19 protein-coding genes are annotated in these 20,326 nt (G+C 41.0%); 15 read left to right on the top strand and 4 right to left on the bottom strand.

The features are described from left to right. The first annotated feature begins 2 nt into the window (after positions 1-2). Both QQK06_RS06150 and QQK06_RS06145 read left to right on the top strand, forming a co-directional pair. The gene (locus tag QQK06_RS06150) at positions 3-3,143 is read left to right on the top strand and encodes an efflux RND transporter permease subunit (protein WP_284246587.1); all 3,141 of its coding nucleotides are present in this window, start codon (positions 3-5) and stop codon (positions 3,141-3,143) included. Positions 3,144-3,251: 108 nt separating this feature from the next. Continuing rightward, the gene (locus QQK06_RS06145) at positions 3,252-4,667 is read left to right on the top strand and encodes a M20/M25/M40 family metallo-hydrolase (protein ID WP_284243790.1); all 1,416 of its coding nucleotides are present in this window, start codon (positions 3,252-3,254) and stop codon (positions 4,665-4,667) included. Between the two features lie 9 nt (positions 4,668-4,676). Here the strand turns inward: QQK06_RS06145 and QQK06_RS06140 are convergent, their stop codons facing one another. Both QQK06_RS06140 and QQK06_RS06135 read right to left on the bottom strand, forming a co-directional pair. Continuing rightward, a complete protein-coding gene (locus QQK06_RS06140; RefSeq protein ID WP_284243789.1) occupies positions 4,677-5,846 on the bottom strand; it encodes a cyclic di-GMP phosphodiesterase in 1,170 nt (389 codons plus the stop codon). Between the two features lie 37 nt (positions 5,847-5,883). After that, positions 5,884-6,924, bottom strand: coding sequence for a DUF484 family protein (locus tag QQK06_RS06135; RefSeq protein WP_284243788.1), 1,041 nt, complete (start codon positions 6,922-6,924; stop codon positions 5,884-5,886). Between the two features lie 214 nt (positions 6,925-7,138). Here QQK06_RS06135 and QQK06_RS06130 point away from each other — a divergent pair, with 214 nt between their 5' ends. The 3 genes from QQK06_RS06130 to rlmB all read left to right on the top strand — a co-directional run bounded on the left by QQK06_RS06130 (position 7,139) and on the right by rlmB (position 11,093). Continuing rightward, a complete protein-coding gene (locus QQK06_RS06130; RefSeq protein ID WP_284243786.1) occupies positions 7,139-7,756 on the top strand; it encodes a tetratricopeptide repeat protein in 618 nt (205 codons plus the stop codon). Positions 7,757-7,834: 78 nt separating this feature from the next. Continuing rightward, on the top strand, positions 7,835-10,252 hold the full coding sequence (gene rnr / locus QQK06_RS06125) for a ribonuclease R (protein ID WP_431313655.1): 2,418 nt from the start codon (positions 7,835-7,837) through the stop codon (positions 10,250-10,252). Between the two features lie 76 nt (positions 10,253-10,328). Beyond that, the gene (rlmB, locus tag QQK06_RS06120; protein ID WP_284243784.1) at positions 10,329-11,093 is read left to right on the top strand and encodes a 23S rRNA (guanosine(2251)-2'-O)-methyltransferase RlmB; all 765 of its coding nucleotides are present in this window, start codon (positions 10,329-10,331) and stop codon (positions 11,091-11,093) included. 7 nt (positions 11,094-11,100) lie between these two features. Here the strand turns inward: rlmB and QQK06_RS06115 are convergent, their stop codons facing one another. Next, positions 11,101-11,973 carry a substrate-binding periplasmic protein gene (locus QQK06_RS06115; protein ID WP_284243782.1) on the bottom strand — a complete coding sequence of 291 codons (873 nt, stop codon included), beginning with the start codon at positions 11,971-11,973 and terminating at the stop codon, positions 11,101-11,103. A gap of 257 nt (positions 11,974-12,230) precedes the next feature. Here QQK06_RS06115 and QQK06_RS06110 point away from each other — a divergent pair, with 257 nt between their 5' ends. The 6 genes from QQK06_RS06110 to QQK06_RS06085 all read left to right on the top strand — a co-directional run bounded on the left by QQK06_RS06110 (position 12,231) and on the right by QQK06_RS06085 (position 16,766). Beyond that, positions 12,231-13,328 carry an ABC transporter substrate-binding protein gene (locus QQK06_RS06110; RefSeq protein ID WP_284243780.1) on the top strand — a complete coding sequence of 366 codons (1,098 nt, stop codon included), beginning with the start codon at positions 12,231-12,233 and terminating at the stop codon, positions 13,326-13,328. Positions 13,329-13,484: 156 nt separating this feature from the next. After that, complete coding sequence (rpsF, locus tag QQK06_RS06105; protein ID WP_284243778.1) at positions 13,485-13,898, top strand: 30S ribosomal protein S6; 414 nt, start codon at positions 13,485-13,487, stop codon at positions 13,896-13,898. Between the two features lie 7 nt (positions 13,899-13,905). Next, complete coding sequence (priB, locus tag QQK06_RS06100) at positions 13,906-14,211, top strand: primosomal replication protein N (protein ID WP_284243776.1); 306 nt, start codon at positions 13,906-13,908, stop codon at positions 14,209-14,211. Between the two features lie 50 nt (positions 14,212-14,261). Next, a complete protein-coding gene (gene rpsR, locus QQK06_RS06095; protein ID WP_189379144.1) occupies positions 14,262-14,489 on the top strand; it encodes a 30S ribosomal protein S18 in 228 nt (75 codons plus the stop codon). Positions 14,490-14,509: 20 nt separating this feature from the next. Then, positions 14,510-14,962, top strand: coding sequence for a 50S ribosomal protein L9 (gene rplI, locus QQK06_RS06090; RefSeq protein ID WP_284243773.1), 453 nt, complete (start codon positions 14,510-14,512; stop codon positions 14,960-14,962). A 145-nt stretch (positions 14,963-15,107) separates the two neighbouring features. Next, the gene (locus QQK06_RS06085) at positions 15,108-16,766 is read left to right on the top strand and encodes an EAL domain-containing protein (protein ID WP_284243772.1); all 1,659 of its coding nucleotides are present in this window, start codon (positions 15,108-15,110) and stop codon (positions 16,764-16,766) included. On the opposite strand, the gene QQK06_RS06080 is transcribed toward QQK06_RS06085, so the two are convergent. Then, positions 16,720-17,661, bottom strand: coding sequence for a 1-aminocyclopropane-1-carboxylate deaminase/D-cysteine desulfhydrase (locus QQK06_RS06080; RefSeq protein WP_284243771.1), 942 nt, complete (start codon positions 17,659-17,661; stop codon positions 16,720-16,722). The two genes, QQK06_RS06085 and QQK06_RS06080, sit on opposite strands and share 47 nt — an antisense overlap. A 119-nt stretch (positions 17,662-17,780) precedes the next feature. Here QQK06_RS06080 and QQK06_RS06075 point away from each other — a divergent pair, with 119 nt between their 5' ends. Genes QQK06_RS06075 through QQK06_RS06060 form a run of 4 tightly spaced genes read left to right on the top strand, consistent with a single transcriptional unit; the run spans position 17,781 to position 20,295 of the window. Further along, positions 17,781-18,686 carry a hypothetical protein gene (locus QQK06_RS06075; RefSeq protein ID WP_284243770.1) on the top strand — a complete coding sequence of 302 codons (906 nt, stop codon included), beginning with the start codon at positions 17,781-17,783 and terminating at the stop codon, positions 18,684-18,686. Further along, positions 18,686-19,291, top strand: a complete 606-nt coding sequence (locus QQK06_RS06070; protein WP_284243769.1) for a PilN domain-containing protein — start codon at positions 18,686-18,688, stop codon at positions 19,289-19,291. Before QQK06_RS06075 ends, QQK06_RS06070 begins: the two co-directional genes overlap by 1 nt. Position 19,292: 1 nt before the next feature. Then, complete coding sequence (locus tag QQK06_RS06065) at positions 19,293-19,991, top strand: type II secretion system protein M (RefSeq protein WP_284243768.1); 699 nt, start codon at positions 19,293-19,295, stop codon at positions 19,989-19,991. After that, on the top strand, positions 19,984-20,295 hold the full coding sequence (locus QQK06_RS06060; RefSeq protein ID WP_284243767.1) for a hypothetical protein: 312 nt from the start codon (positions 19,984-19,986) through the stop codon (positions 20,293-20,295). The genes QQK06_RS06065 and QQK06_RS06060 overlap by 8 nt, the downstream gene beginning before the upstream one ends. Positions 20,296-20,326 lie beyond the last annotated feature (31 nt).

Genomic DNA, 20,326 nt, shown 5'->3' with positions numbered 1-20,326 from the left:
TGATGCGAACCATTATTGATGCTGCAATTACGCGTACTCGTTCAGTACTCATGATTTTTGCGTTACTTCTGATTGCAGGTGCAGTTACTTATAGCAATATTGCAAAAGAATCTAATCCGGATATTACCATTCCGGTCATTTATGTTTCTATGGTCCACGACGGAATTTCGCCAGAAGATGCTGAGCGAATGTTAGTACGCCCGATGGAAAAAGAACTTAAATCAATTGCTGGCATTAAGGAAATGACAGCGAATGCTGGTGAAGGCCATGCTTCGGTGACGTTAGAGTTTCTTGCTGGGATGGATCCAAAAGAAGCACTAGCGGATGTCAGGGATAAGGTAACGTTAGCAAAAGCTAAATTACCAGCAGAATCGGAAGAGCCGGAAGTGCATGAAGTGACGATGGCGAATCAAGTGCCTGCGGTCACTGTGATTTTGTCAGGACCCGTGACCGAGCGAGGCTTATTGACCTTGGCTCGCGAGCTAAAAGATAAGATTGAAGGCATGCAGGAAGTGCTGGAGGTAGACATCGGTGGCGATCGTGAAGATATGGTGGAAATCATCGTCGATCCGCTGTTAATGGAAAGCTATGGCCTAGATCAAAATGACATTTATAACCTGGTTGAGCGTAATAACCGCCTCGTTCCCGCCGGCACTATGGATACCGGCAAAGGACGTTTTGCCGTTAAAGTCCCTTCGGTGTTTGAAACCGTGCAGGACTTACTGGAATTGCCAATTAAAGTCGATGGTGATCGGGTTATTACTTTCCAGGACGTTTCAACTGTTAGACGTGCTTATAAAGATCCAACAACCTTTGCTCGGCTCAATGGCGAACGATCGATTTCATTAGAGGTGAAAAAGCGTTCTGGCGAAAACATTATTTATACCGTGGATAACGTTAAAACGTTGATTGAGCAAGAACGCCAGCGTTGGCCGAGTCAGGTGGTGGTAGATTATGTTGGTGATCAGTCACTTGATGTTAAAGATACCTTAAGTGATTTACAAAATAACGTACTATCTGCGGTACTCTTAGTGGTGATCGTAGTGATAGCCGCTTTAGGCACTCGCACCGCAATGTTGGTTGGTTTGGCAATACCCGGAGCATTTCTAACCGGCATTTTAGTGTTGGCGATTTCCGGACTTACCGTCAACATAGTGGTGCTATTTGGCTTGATTATGGCAGTTGGTATGTTGGTGGATGGCGCGATTGTTGTTACAGAATTTGCTGACCGGGAAATGAATGAAGGTAAGCCACGCCACATAGCTTATGGTGTAGCAGCGAAACGCATGGCATGGCCAATAATCGCGTCAACAGCAACAACACTGGCTGCATTTGCACCTCTGATGTTCTGGCCAGGGATGATGGGGGAGTTTATGAAGTACTTACCTATCACTTTAATTGCTGTGCTTAGTGCTTCTTTAGCGATGGCGTTGGTGTTCGTGCCCACCATAGGCGCAGTTTTTGGTAAATCACGAGTGATCAGTGAACAAGAAAAGCAGCAAGTAGCAAAAGCCGAACAAGGTGATTTAGAGCATTTAACTGGTTTTACCGGTAAGTATGTGAGCATATTGAAAACGGCGATTCGTCATCCGTGGAAAATTGTCGGTGGTACTTTTGCGATGGCATTTATTGTGATGTGGCTCTATGGGGCTTCCGGATTAGGAGCGGTGTTTTTTCCAGAAATAGAGCCTAATAGTGCGACTATTGTAGTGCGTTCGCACGGCGATTTATCTGTTCATGAAAAAGATGTCATTATGCGTGATATCGAGGAGCGTGTTCTCGATATGGAAGAAATCGAAACGTTATATACCTTAACAGGTGGTAACGATATTGTTGGCTCTTTTCAGGTGAACTTTGTTAATTGGCAATATCGCCGTCCGTCTGATGAAACTATAGCGGAGATTCATCAACGTACTGCTGATTTAGCGGGGGTTGAACTGGAGGTTCGTAAGAACGAAGACGGACCGCAAAATGGTAAAGACTTACGGATAGAACTTAGTTCTCGATTCCCAGAAAAGCTTGATAGTGCGGTGAAAACTATTCGTAATGCCTTAGTGACGACTGGTAAGTTTACTGATATTGAAGACTCAGGTTCGAAACCCGGTATTGAATGGCAATTAAAGGTTGATCGCTCTAAAGCTGCAACTTATGGTGCCGATGCAGCGATTGTCGGCTCAACGGTACAAATGGTTACTAACGGTTTGAAATTAGGGGAATATCGCCCAGACGATGTTGATGATGAGTTAGACATTCGGGTGCGCTTTCCACAAGAAAAACGAAATATTGGTCGTTTAGATACCTTACGAGTGAAAACAGCGGCGGGCTTAGTGCCAGTCAGTAGTTTTGTCGAACGTAAGGCGGCACCTAAAGTGGATACCATACATCGTACTGATGGCAAGCGAGTGGTAACTATTCAGGCCAATCTAGTCACAGGCGCTCAGTTACTCACTGAATTACCAGCATTGGAAGCGAAATTTCCAAGCTTAGGTATCGATCCTATGGTGGAACTGAGTATTAAAGGACAAAATCAGGATCAACAGGAATCGCAAGAGTTTCTGGTTAATGCTTTTGGTGTTGCACTATTTGTCATGGCGATTATTTTAGTGACACAATTTAATAGTTTTTATCAGGCTTTTTTGATCTTAAGTGCCGTGATATTTTCTACCGTCGGTGTGTTTCTCGCTTTGCTAATTGCACAAAAACCATTTGGTATTGTTATGGGCGGCATAGGTGTTATTTCTCTCGCGGGTATTGTGGTGAATAACAATATCGTGTTAATCGACACTTATAATGTATTACGTAAAGAAGGCTTTTCGCCTATCGATGCGATTTTAAGAACTGGCGCGCAGCGTTTGCGTCCGGTGATGCTCACCACAGTGACCACAATATTAGGATTGTTACCTATGGTATTGCAGGTCAATCTGGACTTTTTTAATCGCACGGCGGTATTTGGTGCACCTAGTACGCAGTGGTGGACTCAGTTAGCGACTGCTGTTGCCGGCGGCCTGGCTTTTGCTACAGTGCTGACATTAGTTTTAACTCCTTGTTTGATTATGCTCAGAGATAGAAATCGGGATAAACGTAAGCAACAGGATAAATTAACTTTTGTTAAGCGAATGAAAGGCATTAAATCTGCTGCTTAGTTCGCTTACTGGTAAGTGAAACATTGGCTTTAGCCTGCACTGTGTTTTAATTGGTATAGTCGCAGGCTAAGCAGCTAACAATAAATTAAAAGAATACGTGGAATAACTATGAAATTAATACCTACTGCCCATAATAAAACGCTGATGAATTTGCTATGTAGTTGTGTGCTGTTTTCAGCTGTTGCTGGGGCGAATGCTTTGTCAGAACAGCAACAAGCACAAATGGAGCAGCTTAAAGCAACATCATTGAACTCAGATTTATCTTATCAGTTGATCGAATCATTAACTACCGAAGTGGGTCCTCGTTTGATGGGCTCTGAGGGAGATAAAAAAGCAGTGCAATGGGCTGTTAATAAAATGAAGGCGTTAGGTTTTGATAAGGTTTGGACGGAAGAAGTCACGGGTACTTTATGGCATCGTGGTCAGGCCGAAGCACAAATTATCGCACCTTACCCGCAAAAACTGGTGGCGATTGCCCTTGGTGGCTCAGTCGGCACGGGCGAACAAGGGATAACGGCAGAAATTGCCCATTTTGCATCACTTGATGAATTAAAAGCGGCACCTGATAATAGCCTTGCTGGTAAGATTGCCTTTATTTCCAAACGGATGGATCGTCATATTGATGGCCACGGCTATGGCGAAACTGTTGGTGCACGCGTTAATGGTGCATCGATTGCGGCGCAGAAAGGGGCATCAGCGATAATTATTCGTTCAATTGGTACTGACAATAATCGTATCGCTCATACCGGCGTGATGCGTTATCAGGATGGTATTGCCAAGGTGCCAGCAGCGGCCGTTTCTAATCCCGATGCGGATATGTTGGTGAATCAATTAAAACGTGAGCAAGCGGTGAAACTTTATTTGAAGTTAACGCCGAGTACTGATGAAAAAGTAAAAGCGCGTTCTGCTAATGTTATCGGAGAAATTACTGGTAGTGAATTTCCGGAGCAAATCGTAGCCATAGGTGCTCACTTAGATAGCTGGGATGTCGGTACCGGCGCATTAGATGATGGCATGGGCGTTGGCATAGTTATGGCTGCGGCGCATCATATCAAAGCATTAGCTAATCGACCTAAACGTACGGTTCGTGTGATTTTATTTGCTGCTGAAGAGGTTGGTTTGCTAGGTGCTCAACAGTATATGATCGATCATAAAGATGAAATTGCGAATCATGTGATTGGTGCCGAATGGGATTTTGGTACCGGCGGTATTTATCAAATGACGACCGGAATGGGGCCACAAGCATTATCCGCGACTGAAGAGCTTGGTAAAGTGTTAGCGCCATTAGGCGTTAAATTTATCAAGGAAAATAATGCCAAAGCACAGTCAGATATGGGAATGTTAAGTGCTGCAGGTATGCCAAGCGTTAACTTCGCGCCAGATGGCAGCCGGTATTTTGATTATCATCATACGGAAAATGATACATTAGATAAAATTGAACCCGAAGGATTAAAGCAAGCAACGGCTGTTTATACGTTATTTAGTTATTTTGCTGCTAATTCAGCGATCGACTTTAGCAAATAACGGCTAACGTTAGCCTTCCATTAATAGGAATTCGATGATTTTGTTCATATCAAGAGCAAAATCATCGGCCCTGACACCTTTTACTATATAGTCATCATGATGAGCCAAATCAATGTCTTCGGTCATGACATAGTGATGATGGGTTACATTGTAAAATGAACGCACTTTCGGGCTGATAGGATCTTCAATATTACGCTGTTCAACGATTGCCACCCGCTTTGAATTGAGTTCCACCAAAGAGCCTACCGGATAAACCCCCATACATTTAATAAAGAGATCTACTAGCCGTTGATCTAAATGTTGTTTACTCGCTAAGTTACGTAAAATAGTAAATGCTTTGACGTGACTGTAACCCTTTTTATAACAGCGGTGAGCCGTTAGGGCATCAAAAATGTCACAAATGGCGATCATCCTGCCGTAGGTGGAAATATCTTTTGCCGCCAAATTAAACGGATAGCCGCTACCGTCGAGCTTTTCGTGATGCAATGCTGCGACTTCTAGGCTTAATTCTGAAATGCCGGGGGTTGCCTCAATAGTGTTAATTGAGTGATTAACATGGGTTCTCATAATGGCAAATTCTTGCTCGGTTAACTTTGCCGGCTTGTTTAAAATATTACTTGGGACCTTGATTTTACCAACATCGTGCAAGAAGGCGCCAATAGCAAGTTGCTGAATAATGGTTTTATCAATTTTTAAAAAACGGGAAAAAATTGTCATTAAAATTGATACAGACACTGAATGCTCGAGCAGGTATTCGTCTTTATTTCTTAAGTTGATAACACAAGCCAGGGTATCTGAATTTTTAAAAATCTCCACCATAGTTTTATCGGTAATATCAACGATAGGTTCCAGATCTAACGCCAGTCCCTCTTGAGCATCGGCAAATACTTGCCGCTGAATTTCTTTTGACTGATCAAAAATTTCTTTGGCTTTGCGAACATCAAATATTAATGGCGCACTACCTTGAGTTGTGCTGCTGGTAGATTGTTTTTTTGTTAAGTATTTGGTTTTACTTTTATCGATTAAAACCGTTTCAACGCCTTTATTTTTTAAATGCTCAATTGCCTTATTACTTGTAATATGGCCAGGTTGAGTTAATGCGTAATTGGCTTTTTGCTTGACTATGTCTACGACATAGTGACCGACCCGGAGTTTAGCGATACTTATTTCAATAATCATAATTTGATCACGTGACTACTTACTTCACATCCTTTGTTTATTCGCTAGCTTGAGTTTGATGACCCTTGCTTAAGTATAGTTGTTGATCGGCAGTTTTTAATAGTTCATCCATGGTTTGACTACCGTTACTGGTGGCAACACCACAACTGATAGTGACATTTAACTGTTGATTTTGATATGGCATCGGGTGTTCAGTAAAAAATTGACATAAGCGTTGTGCGACCAGACTAGCCTCACTAAACGATTGATTAGCAAGCATAATGACAAATTCATCGCCGGCGTAGCGAAAACAGCGATCGTTTTCCCTGATCAGTTCAGATAATTGGCTGGCAACGTAAGCCAGAACTTTATCGCCACAGTCATGGCCGTATGTATCATTAATTGCTTTAAATTTATTACAGTCAATGAACAATAATGAGAAATGACTGCCATAACGTTGTTGTCTGATTAATTCTTCGTTAATGCAAATTTCCATCAGACGGCGATTGGCGACCTTAGTTAAACGATCATAATGTGCCATATGATCTAATTGCTCACGAATCAAAACGTTAGATAGACATAAACTGACTTTGACCGCTAATTGCTGTAAATGAAACGTCCCTAGTTGTGGAGTAAACCTGTCGGGATCGTTGTCACAAAACAATAAGCTGCCAAATAATTTACCTTCTAACGTTAACGGAGTTAGTGCAATCGATTGAGCCTGTGCTAACAAAGGTGCTGGCACTAAGTGCTGATAACTGGCTAACTGGTTGCTAAGAAATGGTTGATTCTCTGGGTGATATTGTTTTAGCGTGTCGGATGATACTTGCTTGGTATGCGTTTTATGCCAATTGGATTGTAAATTACTGTTTAGCAGGTAACTTATCGGAGGCGGGGAAGCTAACAGCAGGTAAATCCCCGACAATGAGAATTGCTTTTTAATTAAGTCTAGTAAGTTTTGCAGTAATTGTTCACTGGAGCGGGCACTTAATACTGAGGTTTCAATATCAAACAATTTTTTGGCAATTAGCTCATTCTGCTTAGAATTTTCGATCAGTAAATTGAGCTCAGCCGTTAGTTGTTCTACAGTTTTTGCCATAATGAAAGACATTAGTAAGTCACTTAGCCATGGATTTGATTGTCTAACTTTCAGGCAATAAGCGCAAGCTTATATTATCTGGTATTGTGGTACTAATTTTGCTGTGTTTTAGCTAGTAATGCCAATTGGTCTATGATTTAGTCAAATGCTTGGCTTAAATTTTTAGTGATATAGTCGATATAGTGAGTGTAAAGTTTTGCTAAAGAGAATTGATATGCGTTTATTTACCTTAGTTTTAGGATTGCTCGCTTGTTGTGCCGGGCAGGTTCAAGCGGAAAAAGTACAAGTGGTTCAGGTTTATACCGACAATCAATTGCTTGACTTGATTAAGGAAAATAAACATTTAGGCCAGATAGTGTTAGATGAATGCCAGTTGGTACAAGACATTGAAGCCAGAGCCACGATTGCGAAAAAACCAGCGTATGAATTTCTTTGGGGGGATATGCTGGCTTATGGGGTTTGCGTTAAGAAAAACGTGCCGTTAGGGCTACACTATATGAGAGAGGCTGCGGATCAAGGCCTGGCAGAAGCCTTAGAACAGTTAGGACGCTATTATCATATCGGTAAATTTATGCAGCCAGACACCAGACAAGCCATTATTTTCTTAAAAGAGGCGGCAAGTTTGAATAATTTAAAGGCACAAATTCGCCTGGCGGAAATTTATAATGCAGGTGCCGGCAGCCCGCTAGATTACCCTGAACTGTATGCCCAGTTGCATCATTCGATCACTGATGATAAATCAACCCATAAAAAAATTACTCAGTTATTGTCAGACTTAGCGACTAAAATGCCTGAGCGTGTAGTTAATGCTGCGAAAAAAGGAAAATATTAAATCTTTATAAAGCAACAACGGCTAAATAAAAACATGATCATTTGTCGTATTAAGATATAATTACGCCAAATCACTTTTATAAGTACAACGACTATTAAAGATCCACATCGACAACGCGAAGCGCAAAAATATGACAACCCGGTTGCCAGCCGAGAATTACTCCTTGAAATCATTAAAAATTCGAGCAAGCCATTAACATTTAAAGAGCTTTGCCAGCAACTTAATTATGTCGAAGAAGATCATTTGATTGGTTTAAAACGACGCTTAAGAGCGATGGAAAATGCCGGTCAGCTGATTTTTAATAAATTTAAGCAGTATGCTATTGCACCCAAAAATCATCTATTAACTGGGCGTGTTATCGGTCATAGAGATGGGTATGGTTTTTTCGTGCCTGACGTACCTGCCGGTGCTAAAAAGCCAAAAGACCTGTTTATTTCTTCACATGAAATGCAGCGTGTTATTCACGGTGATGTGGTGGAAGCAATTTTAGTTGATCGAACCGATAGAAAAGGTCGACAAGAAATTAAAATCCTCGACGTTATTGAGCCACGCAGCGCAGGAATTGTCGGGCGCTTTTTTGTTGAACATAACATTAATTTTGTTGTACCGGATGATACTCGGATTAAACAAGATATTTTGATTGACCCTAATGAAAAACTTGGCGCTCGTCATGGGCAAATGGTTGTGGTCAATATCACTAAGCGTCCTTCGAAAAGAAATAATGCAGTGGGTAAAGTGGTTGAAGTGTTAGGTGAGCACATGGCACCAGGCATGGAGATCCAGATTGCATTAAGAGAGCACGATTTACCGCATCAGTGGTCAGTTGAGGTTGAGCAGGAAGTCGCTGCAATTGCTGATGAAGTTGAAGAAAGCGTTAAACAACAACGTAAAGATCTACGAGACTTGCCTTTAGTGACCATTGATGGCGAAGATGCGCGAGATTTTGATGATGCGGTTTATTGTCGGCCAAATAATGATGGTAGCTGGCAGTTGTGGGTCGCGATTGCTGATGTCAGCTATTATGTTCGTCCAGGAACAGCGTTAGATGACGAAGCAATTGCGCGCGGCAATTCGGTTTATTTTCCGAGTCAGGTCATTCCTATGTTGCCGGAAAAACTCTCGAATGGACTTTGTTCACTAAATCCAGACGTTGATCGCCTCTGTATGGTATGCGAAATGACAGTGACCGCGAGCGGAAAACTCTCGCAAAGTCAGTTTTATCCGGCAGTGATGCGTTCAAAAGCTCGGTTCACGTATACCAAAGTCGCTGCTATTCTTGATAATGGACAAGCGCTGCGTGAAGAATATGCACCATTGGTGAAAGATTTAGAGCATTTGTATCAGCTTTACCAGGTGTTAGTGACGGCGAGAGAACAACGGGGAGCGATTGCGTTTGAAACGGAAGAATCGCGCTTTATTTTTAATGCTGATAGAAAAATTGAAGCGATTGAACCTTTAGTGCGTAATGATGCGCATAAAATCATTGAAGAATGCATGATTTTAGCCAATGTTGCGACAGCGCAGTTTGTCGAACAGCATAATATGCCTGGTTTGTTTCGTGTACATGATAAGCCGAGTGAAGATAAGTTTAATAACTTTGTTACTTATTTAGCCGAGCTTGGTTTACAAATGCCGCGGATAAATAACGACGATACTTTGCCAGAGCCTAGAGATTACAGTGATATTTTGGCTAAAGTGCAAGGGCGTCCTGATCAAGAGCTTATTCAAACCATGTTATTGCGTTCGATGAAGCAAGCGGTGTATCAAAGAGAAAACATTGGTCATTTTGGCCTTGCGTTGACCTCATACAGTCATTTTACTTCACCAATTCGTCGTTATCCTGATCTCGTGATTCATCGGGTAATTAAAGCGGTATTACAGGCACAAGAAAATAATCCTGCAAATGATGGTTGTTATGGCTATGACGAGCAAGCGATAACAGAATTAGGCGAGCATTGTTCGATGACAGAACGACGCGCCGATGATGCCACCCGAGATGTTGCTGATTGGCTTAAATGTGAATTTATGCAAGATCATGTCGGTGACACCTTTACCGGAGTTATTTCAACGGTAACTAATTTTGGCTTATTTGTTCGCTTAGCGGATTTACATATTGAAGGCCTGGTGCATATTACGTCTTTAGGAAGAGACTTTTACCATTTTGATGACGTTAGAATGTGCCTGAGCGGTGAAAAAACGGGTAATAAGTTTCACGTTGGTGACGTATTAGAAGTTCAAGTTGCCGCCGTTAATTTAGATGAGAAGAAGATTGATCTTGTGCTCTCGGGAGAAAATGCCGTTATTAGCCGAGCAAAACCAATAACGATCGCTAATAAGGACAATAAAAAGTCAGCTAAGGGCAAACACCATAAGAAATCCAGTGGGAAAGATTCAAGCGGACGTACAGCAAAAGCTAAAAAAGATAAACCGAAAGCCGCAAAACGCAAAGCGCGTAAACCTAGACCTGGTAAGCATGCGCGTAAAGCTAAGAAATAATAATATCAAATGCAGTGTTAGTAATAACGAAAGCATTGTCACTAATGATGAAATATAACGGGTTAAGAGAAAGATAATGGCAAAACAAGATGAATTGGTATTCGGTATTCATGCGGTAACCGAGTTGATCAAACGTGCTCCAGAGCGTTTTATTGAGTTGTTTTTACTCAAAGGCCGTGATGATGAACGTTTAAAACCTATTATTAATTTATCTCGTAAATATGGTATCCCGGCACAAATGGTGAATCGTAAGGTGCTGGACGATAAAACTAAAGGCGAGCAACATCAAGGCGTAGTGGCACGGGTTAAACCGGGGAAAAGTTACAGTGAAGCGGATCTGGACGATATTATTGCGCAGGCCGAGCAACAAGATACTGCACCGTTCTTACTGATCCTCGATGGGGTAACCGACCCGCATAATCTAGGTGCCTGCTTACGTAACGCTGATGCAGCCGGGGTTCACGCAATTATAGTGCCGAAAGATAATGCCGCCCGTTTGACGGCTACGGTGCGAAAAGTGGCGGTGGGGGCGGCGGAAACTGTGCCGTTAGTACAAGTGACTAATTTAGCTCGTACCATGAAACAATTACAACAAATGGGAGTGTGGATCATTGGCACCGCTGGTGAAACAGATACCTGTCTCTATGATGTTAAGTTATCTGGGCCTATGGCGTTGGTGATGGGAGCTGAAGGTAAAGGTATGCGTCGGTTAACGCGAGAACACTGCGATCAGTTAGTTAAACTGCCTATGGCGGGCACCGTCTCAAGCTTAAATGTCTCGGTTGCTACTGGCATCTGTTTGTTTGAGATTGTTCGTCAAAGACAACCCCTTTTGTCTTGATTTGTAGTTAAGGGTATAGCTTGAGCCAGAATTTATCATCAAGCGCTCTTGTTTCTTTTGATAGATCTTGATTACTCAGATGTAAGTATTGTTTATCTTGCCATTTAGTTAATGGAAAAAGTGGTGAAGATAACGGGTGACTTTTCATAAACTGCATTAAACGTCCATCATTAATAAGCTGGTTTAAGCCATAAGTTAGTTGTTGTGCTAACTCAGGGTTATTTTTATTAACAAAAAAATAAATAGCAAACGGGTAATGCAGAATTAATTGATCAAATACCACTAGCTTGGGAAATTTTTTCTTGATCACTTCCAGTTCTGAGTAACCTTCAAATATTGCGCGAGGAAAGTAATCACAGCGCTTAAAAGCAAGCATTGCATACATAGAATCAAAGCGAACAATGCGTGAAACCTTGTAGCCATTGCTTTCCAATATATCCGAATCTGGCCAATGTTCCCCCTGGCAGGCGGTTAGTGATTTTAGTTGATCAGGTTGTTTTAACAGTTTGTTAAACATTGCTAAGTTGTCTTGATGAATAATGGATAAGCGATAGCCTAATAGCCCCTGAAATAATGGGATGCGTATTGGGATAAATTGGGCTTCTCTTGCTTTGTTGGTGCCACTCCAAAAAACATCAACAGAGCCTTGGGCCAATAAATTTAGCGTTCTCATTTGAGTGATACGATTTATATCGATGACTTGAAAAGACGTGGCGGGATATTTAGGCGTGCTTGCTGTTAGCGCCAGTGAAATTAACTGAATAAAATAACCGTGGGCAATATCTGCCTCTGCCTGTTTTCCTACTACACGAATTTCCTGTGCGATTAGGCTATTTGCTAGCATAGAAAATAAAATGAAAAAGGCGAAGCGTCTCAGCATTTGCTAGTTATGTTTTTGTTTGCTTGTTTTTTAACTATAGCAATTATTTTGTCTGTCGCAGTTTCTATCGTAATAACTCGATGGTTTTCTTTTTCTTTTCAATAATTAGGCTAGACTTATCTAGGGTTGGATAAAGATTTATTGGTGATTTCTCGGCAAATGTGAATGCCGCTATAAATTAAAACAAATTAATGCTGTTGTATTCGTAATGTTACCTACTCATGATTGATGTGAATTTACAAAAAGTATGCTTAGTTGTGCTGATTTACTTGAGCACAGTGATGGGGGTATTATCCCAGCAATTGCCGCCGATAAACCTTGCAGTGTCCAATGCCATTTCAGGTCCCGCTTCTCAATTGGGTACCCGGTTAAATCAAGGAGCTCAGGCATATTTCTCACGTGTGAATCAAAATGGTGGTATTGCCGGGCGAGAAATTAACTTATTGATTAGGGATGACGGTTATGAGCCTTATAGAACGCTAAAAAATACCCAATATTTTCTTAAGCAAGAAAATATTTTTGCTTTTTTTAATTACGTTGGTACGCCGACCACCCATGCGATATTGCCGTTAATTAAAAAAAGCCAGTTGCCATTCCTCATGCCATTTACTGGTGCTGAGTTTCTGCGTACTCCTGTGATTGATAACATTTTTAATTTAAGAGCTAGTTATTATCAGGAAGCTCAGGCACAGATTGATTACCTTGTTAATGAGCGAAAAATTACGGATATCGGTTTACTAGTGCAGGCTGATGAATTTGGTGCGGCAGTTGAACAGGGTTATTTAATTGCCATGAAAGCACATCATATTAAGCCGTCAATTGTGACCCGTTATCGAAGAAATACTCAGGATATTTCATTGGCATTAGAGTTCTTGAAAAAACAAAATGTTGCAGCCGTGGCCTTTGTTGGTACTTATCAACCGTTAGCTAAGTTGATTAATATGGCCCATCAACAGCAGTTTACCCCTTTTTTCACTACGGTCTCCTTTGTCTCAAGTAACGATTTATTTAGTCGTATTAATCAGCCTAGTCGTTTACTTGTTACCGAAGTGATGCCTGCGCCTTATCAATGCCAATGGTCGCTTTGTCGATTATTTATTAGTGATATGAACAAACAGGGAGTGACTGAGCTTGATCATGTTCAGCTCGAAGGCTACCTCAATGCTTATGTTGTCACTGAAGTACTTAAATACTGCCAGCACACATTAACTTCCGAGTGTTTTTTAACTCAGTTGACGAATTTTCAATTACTCAGCCCAGAATTGGAAATCCGTTTTTCAGAGCAAGAGCATCAAGGGATGGACAAGGTTTACTTGAATATCTTCGATAAACAGAAGTACGCTAATACTCACTAATTAGAGCAGCCTGCCTTATCACGAATATTATGCTTGCTATCATTGGCTATTTTCCCTACAATACGCGACCTTAATTCAGCCTGAACTTTTTGTTCCTTGCCTCAATACTGGTGTTGGCTGAGCCAGATAAGAGGCTACAACCGTAAGGAGCTCGTAATGCGTCATTACGAAATCGTATTTATGGTTCACCCTGATCAGAGTGAACAAGTACCTGGCATGATCCAGCGTTACACCGACTTGATCAATGCTGCTGAAGGCAAAATCCACCGTCTTGAAGACTGGGGTCGTCGCCAATTAGCATACCCAATCAATAAATTGCACAAAGCACACTATGTTTTAATGAACGTAGAAGCGCCTCAATCAGTTATTGATGAATTAGAAACTTCTTTCCGTTATAACGATGTTGTTATTCGTAACATGATCATGCGTACTAAAGACGCGGTAACTGAAGCATCACCTATGGCTGCTGCTAAAGATGACCGTCGTGAAGAACGCCGCGAAGTTAAGAAAGAGGTTGCTGAAGCTCCAGCTGCTGCTGAAACTACAGAAGAAGCTGCAAGCGAAGAATAAGTGATCTGTGATAACTAATTGCCTTGTTTTAGTTGGAGTTGTGGTAAAAACACCTAAGTTTTCAACTAGCCCCGCAGGTATTGAGCACTGTCAGTTTTCCATCGACCATCAGTCAATGCAAAATGAAGCGGGCATGAACAGACAAGCGTTTGTTCGGATACAAGTGGTGGCAACAAGTGAATTATCACAATTAACTCGTGAATTAATTGTTGGCAGTAATATCAAAGTGACTGGTTTTATCAACCGTCACGAATCGAGGAACGGTAACCCATTACTCGTGTTACATGCCCAACAAATTGAAATGATTAATTAAGTATTTATTTAACGATGTTTCGATAGATAAATACCATATAGGAGAAATCCATGTCTCGTTTTTTTAGACGTCGTAAGTTCTGCCGCTTCACAGCGGAAGGCGCTAGCGAAATCGATTACAAAGATATCGCTACGTTAAAAAACTATATCACTGAAAGTGGTAAAATCGTTCCTAGCCGTATCACTGGTACTGCTGCTAAATATCAACGCCAACTTGGTCGTGCGATCAAGCGTGCTCGTTACTTAGCATTATTACCGTATACTGATTTACACAAGTAACCTAATAAGGGGTTTTGAAAATGGAAGTAATTCTTCTTGATAAAATCGCCAAATTAGGCGGCCTTGGTGACAAAGTTAGCGTTAAATCTGGTTATGCGCGTAACTTCTTATTACCACAAGGTAAAGCAGTATTTGCCTCTAAAGCAAACGTTGAGCACTTTGAAGCTCGTCGTGCAGAGTTAGAAAAGCAATTAGCTGATAACTTAGCTGCAGCTGAAGCTCGTGCAGCAAAATTAACTGAATTAGCCGAAATCACTATCGCTTCTAAAGCAGGTGAAGAAGGTAAATTATTCGGTTCTATCGGTACTCGTGATATCGCTGATGCGGTAACTGAAGCGGGTGTTGAAGTTACTAAAGCTGAAGTTCGTATGCCTCACGGTGCAATCCGTGAAACAGGCGAATTTGATATCGCTATTCACTTACACACTGATGTTGATTCAAGCATCAAAGTGACTGTTATTGCTGAAGCTTAATTCGCATAACAAGTAGTAGTTAGAAAACACCGTAACTTTTTAAGTTACGGTGTTTTTTTATGGAGAAAAGATATACCACGAGTCTTATATATTCTTAATATTAGACTACACTCAATGCTAAATTGATTAACAATAAAAACACCTTATGGCTTCTTCGGCAGCTCAGATAGAAAAACATCTGTTTATCTTAGTGTGTAAAACACTATTGATAATAGCTTGTGCCAGTTTGATTTCCTGGCTGTTGCCATTTCTTGTTATCAATACACAGTCCCTATTTTATGCCTTTTTGATATTAGTTGTTTGGTCGTTCGCTGCACTTTCAGTGTGGCTGTTTGCTCGACATTTTAAAGCTTGCGCTAATCATACTTTGCGGGAAATCTCGTATTTGGAATTCTGGGCGGAGCAATCGACAGTTAGTGGCCAATATCAAAAGCTAACGCTGACAAACAACCTGCTAAATCAAACAGTTGATAAATTATTACAGCAGCTAGAGCAGGCGAGCTACGCTGATAGTCAATTTGATGCCCGTTTAAGAGCTAATTTACTGCTAGATAAGCAAACAGGGATTGGTAACCGTGAGTTTTTTAATAATCGCTTAGAAGCCTTACTTAAAGAAGAAGATGTCCAAGGAGCTGTGTATTTTATCCAGTTTAACGGCTTTGATGTGATCCATAGCTTGTATGGTGAAAAACAGGTTAATATTTTATTAGATATTGCCGTCAATACTGTGAAACAACGTTTATTAGGCGTCTGTAATTATTACCTTGCTAGACGTAGTGAATATGAGCTGGCAGTTATTATTCCCGGTATTTTTATCATAGAGTCAGAAAAACTGGCAGATAAGCTATTAACTAGTCTGTCGACATTATCATTGCCGATAGGGGTGAACCATGATGAGTTTATTCATATTGGTGTGAGTTATTTTTCCCATGCAGAAAACTCCTATCAAGTTAAATCTGAAGCGGATATGGCGCTACGCAGCGCCCAACTTCATGGTCCGTCACAGTGGTTTATGTATGATCCGGGAGAGGTAGAAAATGTTCGGGCAAAAGGCTCATTGCAATGGCGAACCTTTTTAACTAAAGCGATTAGTAATAATGCATTTGTGGTTTTTTTTCAGCCGGTTATCGCTAAAGATGGTGTCCGGATACTGCATCATGAGGTGCTGTCAAAAGTCAGGGATGTTGATGGCAGTTTGATCAGTGCTCGGGTATTTTTACCTATGGCAAAGCAATGTGGCTTAGTCAAAACCATCGACTTGCTAGTGTTAGAACAAGTGTGTCGGATCTTGTTATATGATAAAGAGCAGCAAGACCATTGCAGTCTCAATTTCTCGATTGAATCGTTATTGGCGCAAGATTTTAAAGAGCAATTGGTCAGTATACTTCAGCCACATCAAGCACTGGCGTCAAGATTAATTGTTGAGATCAGTGAATATCATATTGCTAATCATTTACAAGAACTTAAGCCGGTGTTTGAATCTTTGCATCAGTTAGGGGTTAAACTATTAGTCGATAAAGTTGGTCAATATGTTGAAAATGCTCATTATTTAAAATTTTTTCCGATTGATTTTATGAAACTACACCGCAGCATTGTAATGAATATTCACCGTAAGCCGGAAAATCAAATTTTTGTCCAGAGTTTGCAAACCATCTGTGCGACAAACCAGGTTGAAGTCTATGCATTAGGAGTAGAAAACAATGAAGAGTGGCAGATGCTCCTGAAGTTAGGAGTCAGTGGCGGGCAAGGACATTTCTTTACAGAACCTGTAGCCCAGGTGGCAAAGGCCATTCATCTGCTTTAAGCTTGTTTTGTTCTGCGAGTCCCGCGAGCCCCTGTAACCCGCCAGTATGGAGTAGTACGATATGATGCCCGGGTGCAAAGGTGTTGTTCTTAATTAAATCGAGCAAGGCTAAAATCATTTTGCCAGAATAGATAGGTTCAAAAGGCACACCAGTGATATGGCTAAAAGCCTTGAGTTCCGCTAAATCTTGTTGGGAGAACTTGGCATAGCCACCGCAATGGTATTGCGTTAATATCTGCCAATTATTATCAGTGCCAGTGTTTGGAATTAATTGTTTTACATCATCGACTAGATATTCTCCCTGTTTAAGTACCGCAATGCCTAACAGTTGGTGTTGGTTATTATCTCCTGTTATTAATCCGGCTAACGTACCGGCACTGCCAACAGGAGTGATCAGGGTGTCATAGTTTGTTTGTTGATTAAGCTCCTGACAAACCTCAGCTACCCCAGGTAACGCCAGTTGATTACTGCCACCTTCTGGCACAATAAAATAATTGCGGTATTGCTGTTGTAGTTGCTCGAGAAAACTTGCTTCTGTTTTTTGCCGGTAACTTTTACGGTCGATAAATTTTAGTTCCATGCCCCATTTTTGCGCACATTGTAGGCTGTAATTATTAGCATAATGAGCTTCCCCTCTGATCACGCCGACTGTGGCAAAGCCATAGTAGTGTCCGGCATAGGCGAGCGCATGAATATGGTTAGAATAACCACCGCCAAAACTCACTATTCCCTGATAGTTATGCTGTTGCAGATGTTTAATATTGTATTTGAGTTTGCGCCATTTATTGCCTGAAATTACCGGATGTAATAAATCATCGCGTTTAATATCGACTGTTAACTGATATTGCTCGAATAACGGGTGAGCAATTCTTTGTATTGGCGAGTGAGAAGTCATAACACTGAGGTCTTTAGTTTGTTTACCGGGATAAATGCCTTAAAAAACTTGCGGATATACTCGAATCAGGGATAATGAAATTAAGACATTTTTTTAAAGTCCAATAATAATATCGATAAATGACAATTATTACACGAATAAGTCAACTATTTTCTAAAACAGAATCTTCTGATGTCATCGGCGTGAGTCTGCGCCAGCAGGATGTTGGCTTTTGTATTGTCTCTTCAGAAAAAAGCACCTATTGCGGTAAACAGCTGGTGGTTGATGGTCGATATCATGATGTGTTTAATCATTTAGTGAAAGAACATAATGTATCAGGTGATTGTCATTTGGTGTTATCAGCCAAATATAATCAGACGGTACAAGTTGAAAAACCACAGGTACCAGCAGAAGAAATCAATGCAGCGGTAAAATGGCAAATCAAAGATTTAGTCAGCATAGCGCCAGATGACATGATAGTGGATTATTATGATACCCCTAATTTGGCTGGCGGTGTTGAAAAGATCAATGTTGTTTGTGCTAATAAGCATGAACTTAGTCAATATGTTGAACACTTAAACGCTCAGCAACTTAATGTTAAAACCATCACGATAGAAGAGTTTGCTTTTGCCAGTTTAATGCCGGTACAAAACGATGCGAAACTACTGGTATGTAAACAGCCAGGTGAAGATATGCTGGTTTTGATTGTTAAAGAAGGCTGTTTGTATTTTTTTCGTCGGATAAGAGGGCTTGAACAAATAGAGCATAACACTCAGGAAGAGCTGGCTTTAGGCGTAATTGATTCGTTAAGTTTGGAAATTCAGCGTTCAACTGACTACTTTGAACGGCAATTAAAACAAGCACCGATCCGCTCAATCGAAGTATTAGTGCCAATGGAAAATGAAGCGTATCTGGCACGGCGTTTGGCAGAAAACACTAATGTTGCGGTTAATCTTTTTGCTATGCCTGAAGGTTATGCTGAGCATAGAGAAGATGCCGTTTGTATTGGCGCTACCATGCTACATCATCAGGTGGAGCAAAAGTAATGCAAAAATTATCAATTAATTTAATGCAAGATGAGCTACTCGCTCAACAGCCATTGTGGACCTTAGCACGGGTTGTCGGACTTTGGGGGATTGTCGCCTTGGCTATGATGAGTTGGGCAATGCTAACTGAGCTTAAATTGGCAGAACTCACTCAGGCATCATCGTTAATGACTGAGCAAAAACAACAATCTGCTAATTATCAGGCTGATTTAGAAAAACAAGTAAGTAGCAATCAGGCGGATCCGCTATTACAGGAAAAGCTTGCGACGGTGAAGTTGCTGCTATCAAAGAAAAAGAATCTGCATCAACAATTAACCAATGTCGCTTCTACTTATGCCGCTGGTTTTTCTCAGGCTATGACGGAGTTGTCAGAATTGCATCATAAGGATATTAGCCTGCAGCAAGTGAAAATTCATCACGACCAACTGATGTTTAGCGGACTGGCTCGTCAACCGAATGCCGTCCCTGTGTGGTTAGCAAAGTTTGAACGGGCAACGTTTTTATCTGGCCAATCTTTTAGTCATTTCCGTCTGGCAGAAGCTGACAATAACATGACCCTGTTTACTGTTAGTTCAAGCGCTCAGCTAGTACAAAGCGGAGAATGAGATGAAAGCATTGTGGCAACAATACTCAGTTAAGTTTTTAACTATTACGCCGAGAGAACAGTATCTTATTTTATTGACTGGTTTGGTAGTGATTGTTTTTGGTCTTTTTTCCTTTGTTATCGAAGGCAATGTTGCGCAAATTCAAAATACCGAGCAGCAGCTTAGACAAATGCGATCAGAACAGCATTCGATGAACACCACCATCGGCATTCTTGAGCAGTCGTTACAGCAAAACCCTAATGTGGCCACAGAGCGTCAAATTAAACAATATGAAAACAAGCTTGCCGAAGTAGATAAAGAGTTACTGTTATTAACTACTGACCTGATCAACCCGATACAAATGCGTTATGCCTTAATGGAGTTGTTAAAAACTGAGCGGAATGTTGCTCTTGCTGCTTTCGAAGTGATGGATGCACAAGAGGTGTCGTTTAGTAGTGGTTCACAACAAAGCAAAGTTGATAACACTAATGGCAATGAAGTTGAAGATGGTGAGCAGTCACTTACGCTTTATAAACACAGCATTAGGGTCACACTAAGTGGCGATTATTTTTCCTTAAGAGATTACCTTAAGCAACTTGAACAGCTGGACTGGACCTTTTTTTGGCAGACCTTTGATTATCAGTTAACTGAATATCCGAAAGGAAAGCTGGTGATTGAAATGTACAGTTTAAGTACTAAGAAGGAGTTTGTCGGTGTTTAAATATTCGGTTTTATTATTGATGATATTCGCCTGGGGCAGCCATAGCCAATCAGTTGATCCAACCCGACCGCTCAGTGCAAGCTATCAGGGGGCTACAACGCAAAAGCAATTTAGTCAGTATGTGTTACAGTCGATTATTGATAGCGGTCAACGAAAAAAAGTGGTGATTAACGGTAAGTTAATGAGCTTGGGTGATCGTATCGGGCAATATCAGTTATCAGCAATAAAAGATAATTCCGTGGTGCTATCTTCTCCGGATAAAGAATTAGCAATGTCACTGTTCTCACCTGTTGTGGTGCAATAAAATGAAAAGAAAAATAGTTATGAACTGTGTG

The organism is Thalassotalea insulae (genome assembly GCF_030161395.1).
GTDB lineage: Bacteria > Pseudomonadota > Gammaproteobacteria > Enterobacterales > Alteromonadaceae > Thalassotalea_E > Thalassotalea_E insulae.
Note: the sequence above shows the minus strand (reverse complement) of the source record. Positions and strands in the feature narration are given on the sequence as shown.

Coding starts and splice junctions, on each gene's coding strand:
- QQK06_RS06075 (WP_284243770.1), top strand. CDS start 17,781: ATGACAATTATTACACGAATAAGTCAACTATTTTCTAAAACAGAATCT.
- QQK06_RS06065 (WP_284243768.1), top strand. CDS start 19,293: ATGAAAGCATTGTGGCAACAATACTCAGTTAAGTTTTTAACTATTACG.
- rlmB (WP_284243784.1), top strand. CDS start 10,329: ATGGCAAAACAAGATGAATTGGTATTCGGTATTCATGCGGTAACCGAG.
- QQK06_RS06145 (WP_284243790.1), top strand. CDS start 3,252: ATGAAATTAATACCTACTGCCCATAATAAAACGCTGATGAATTTGCTA.
- QQK06_RS06115 (WP_284243782.1), bottom strand. CDS start 11,973: ATGCTGAGACGCTTCGCCTTTTTCATTTTATTTTCTATGCTAGCAAAT.
- QQK06_RS06135 (WP_284243788.1), bottom strand. CDS start 6,924: ATGGCAAAAACTGTAGAACAACTAACGGCTGAGCTCAATTTACTGATC.
- QQK06_RS06085 (WP_284243772.1), top strand. CDS start 15,108: ATGGCTTCTTCGGCAGCTCAGATAGAAAAACATCTGTTTATCTTAGTG.
- rplI (WP_284243773.1), top strand. CDS start 14,510: ATGGAAGTAATTCTTCTTGATAAAATCGCCAAATTAGGCGGCCTTGGT.
- rpsR (WP_189379144.1), top strand. CDS start 14,262: ATGTCTCGTTTTTTTAGACGTCGTAAGTTCTGCCGCTTCACAGCGGAA.
- QQK06_RS06080 (WP_284243771.1), bottom strand. CDS start 17,661: ATGACTTCTCACTCGCCAATACAAAGAATTGCTCACCCGTTATTCGAG.
- QQK06_RS06130 (WP_284243786.1), top strand. CDS start 7,139: ATGCGTTTATTTACCTTAGTTTTAGGATTGCTCGCTTGTTGTGCCGGG.
- QQK06_RS06150 (WP_284246587.1), top strand. CDS start 3: ATGCGAACCATTATTGATGCTGCAATTACGCGTACTCGTTCAGTACTC.
- QQK06_RS06140 (WP_284243789.1), bottom strand. CDS start 5,846: ATGATTATTGAAATAAGTATCGCTAAACTCCGGGTCGGTCACTATGTC.
- QQK06_RS06070 (WP_284243769.1), top strand. CDS start 18,686: ATGCAAAAATTATCAATTAATTTAATGCAAGATGAGCTACTCGCTCAA.
- rpsF (WP_284243778.1), top strand. CDS start 13,485: ATGCGTCATTACGAAATCGTATTTATGGTTCACCCTGATCAGAGTGAA.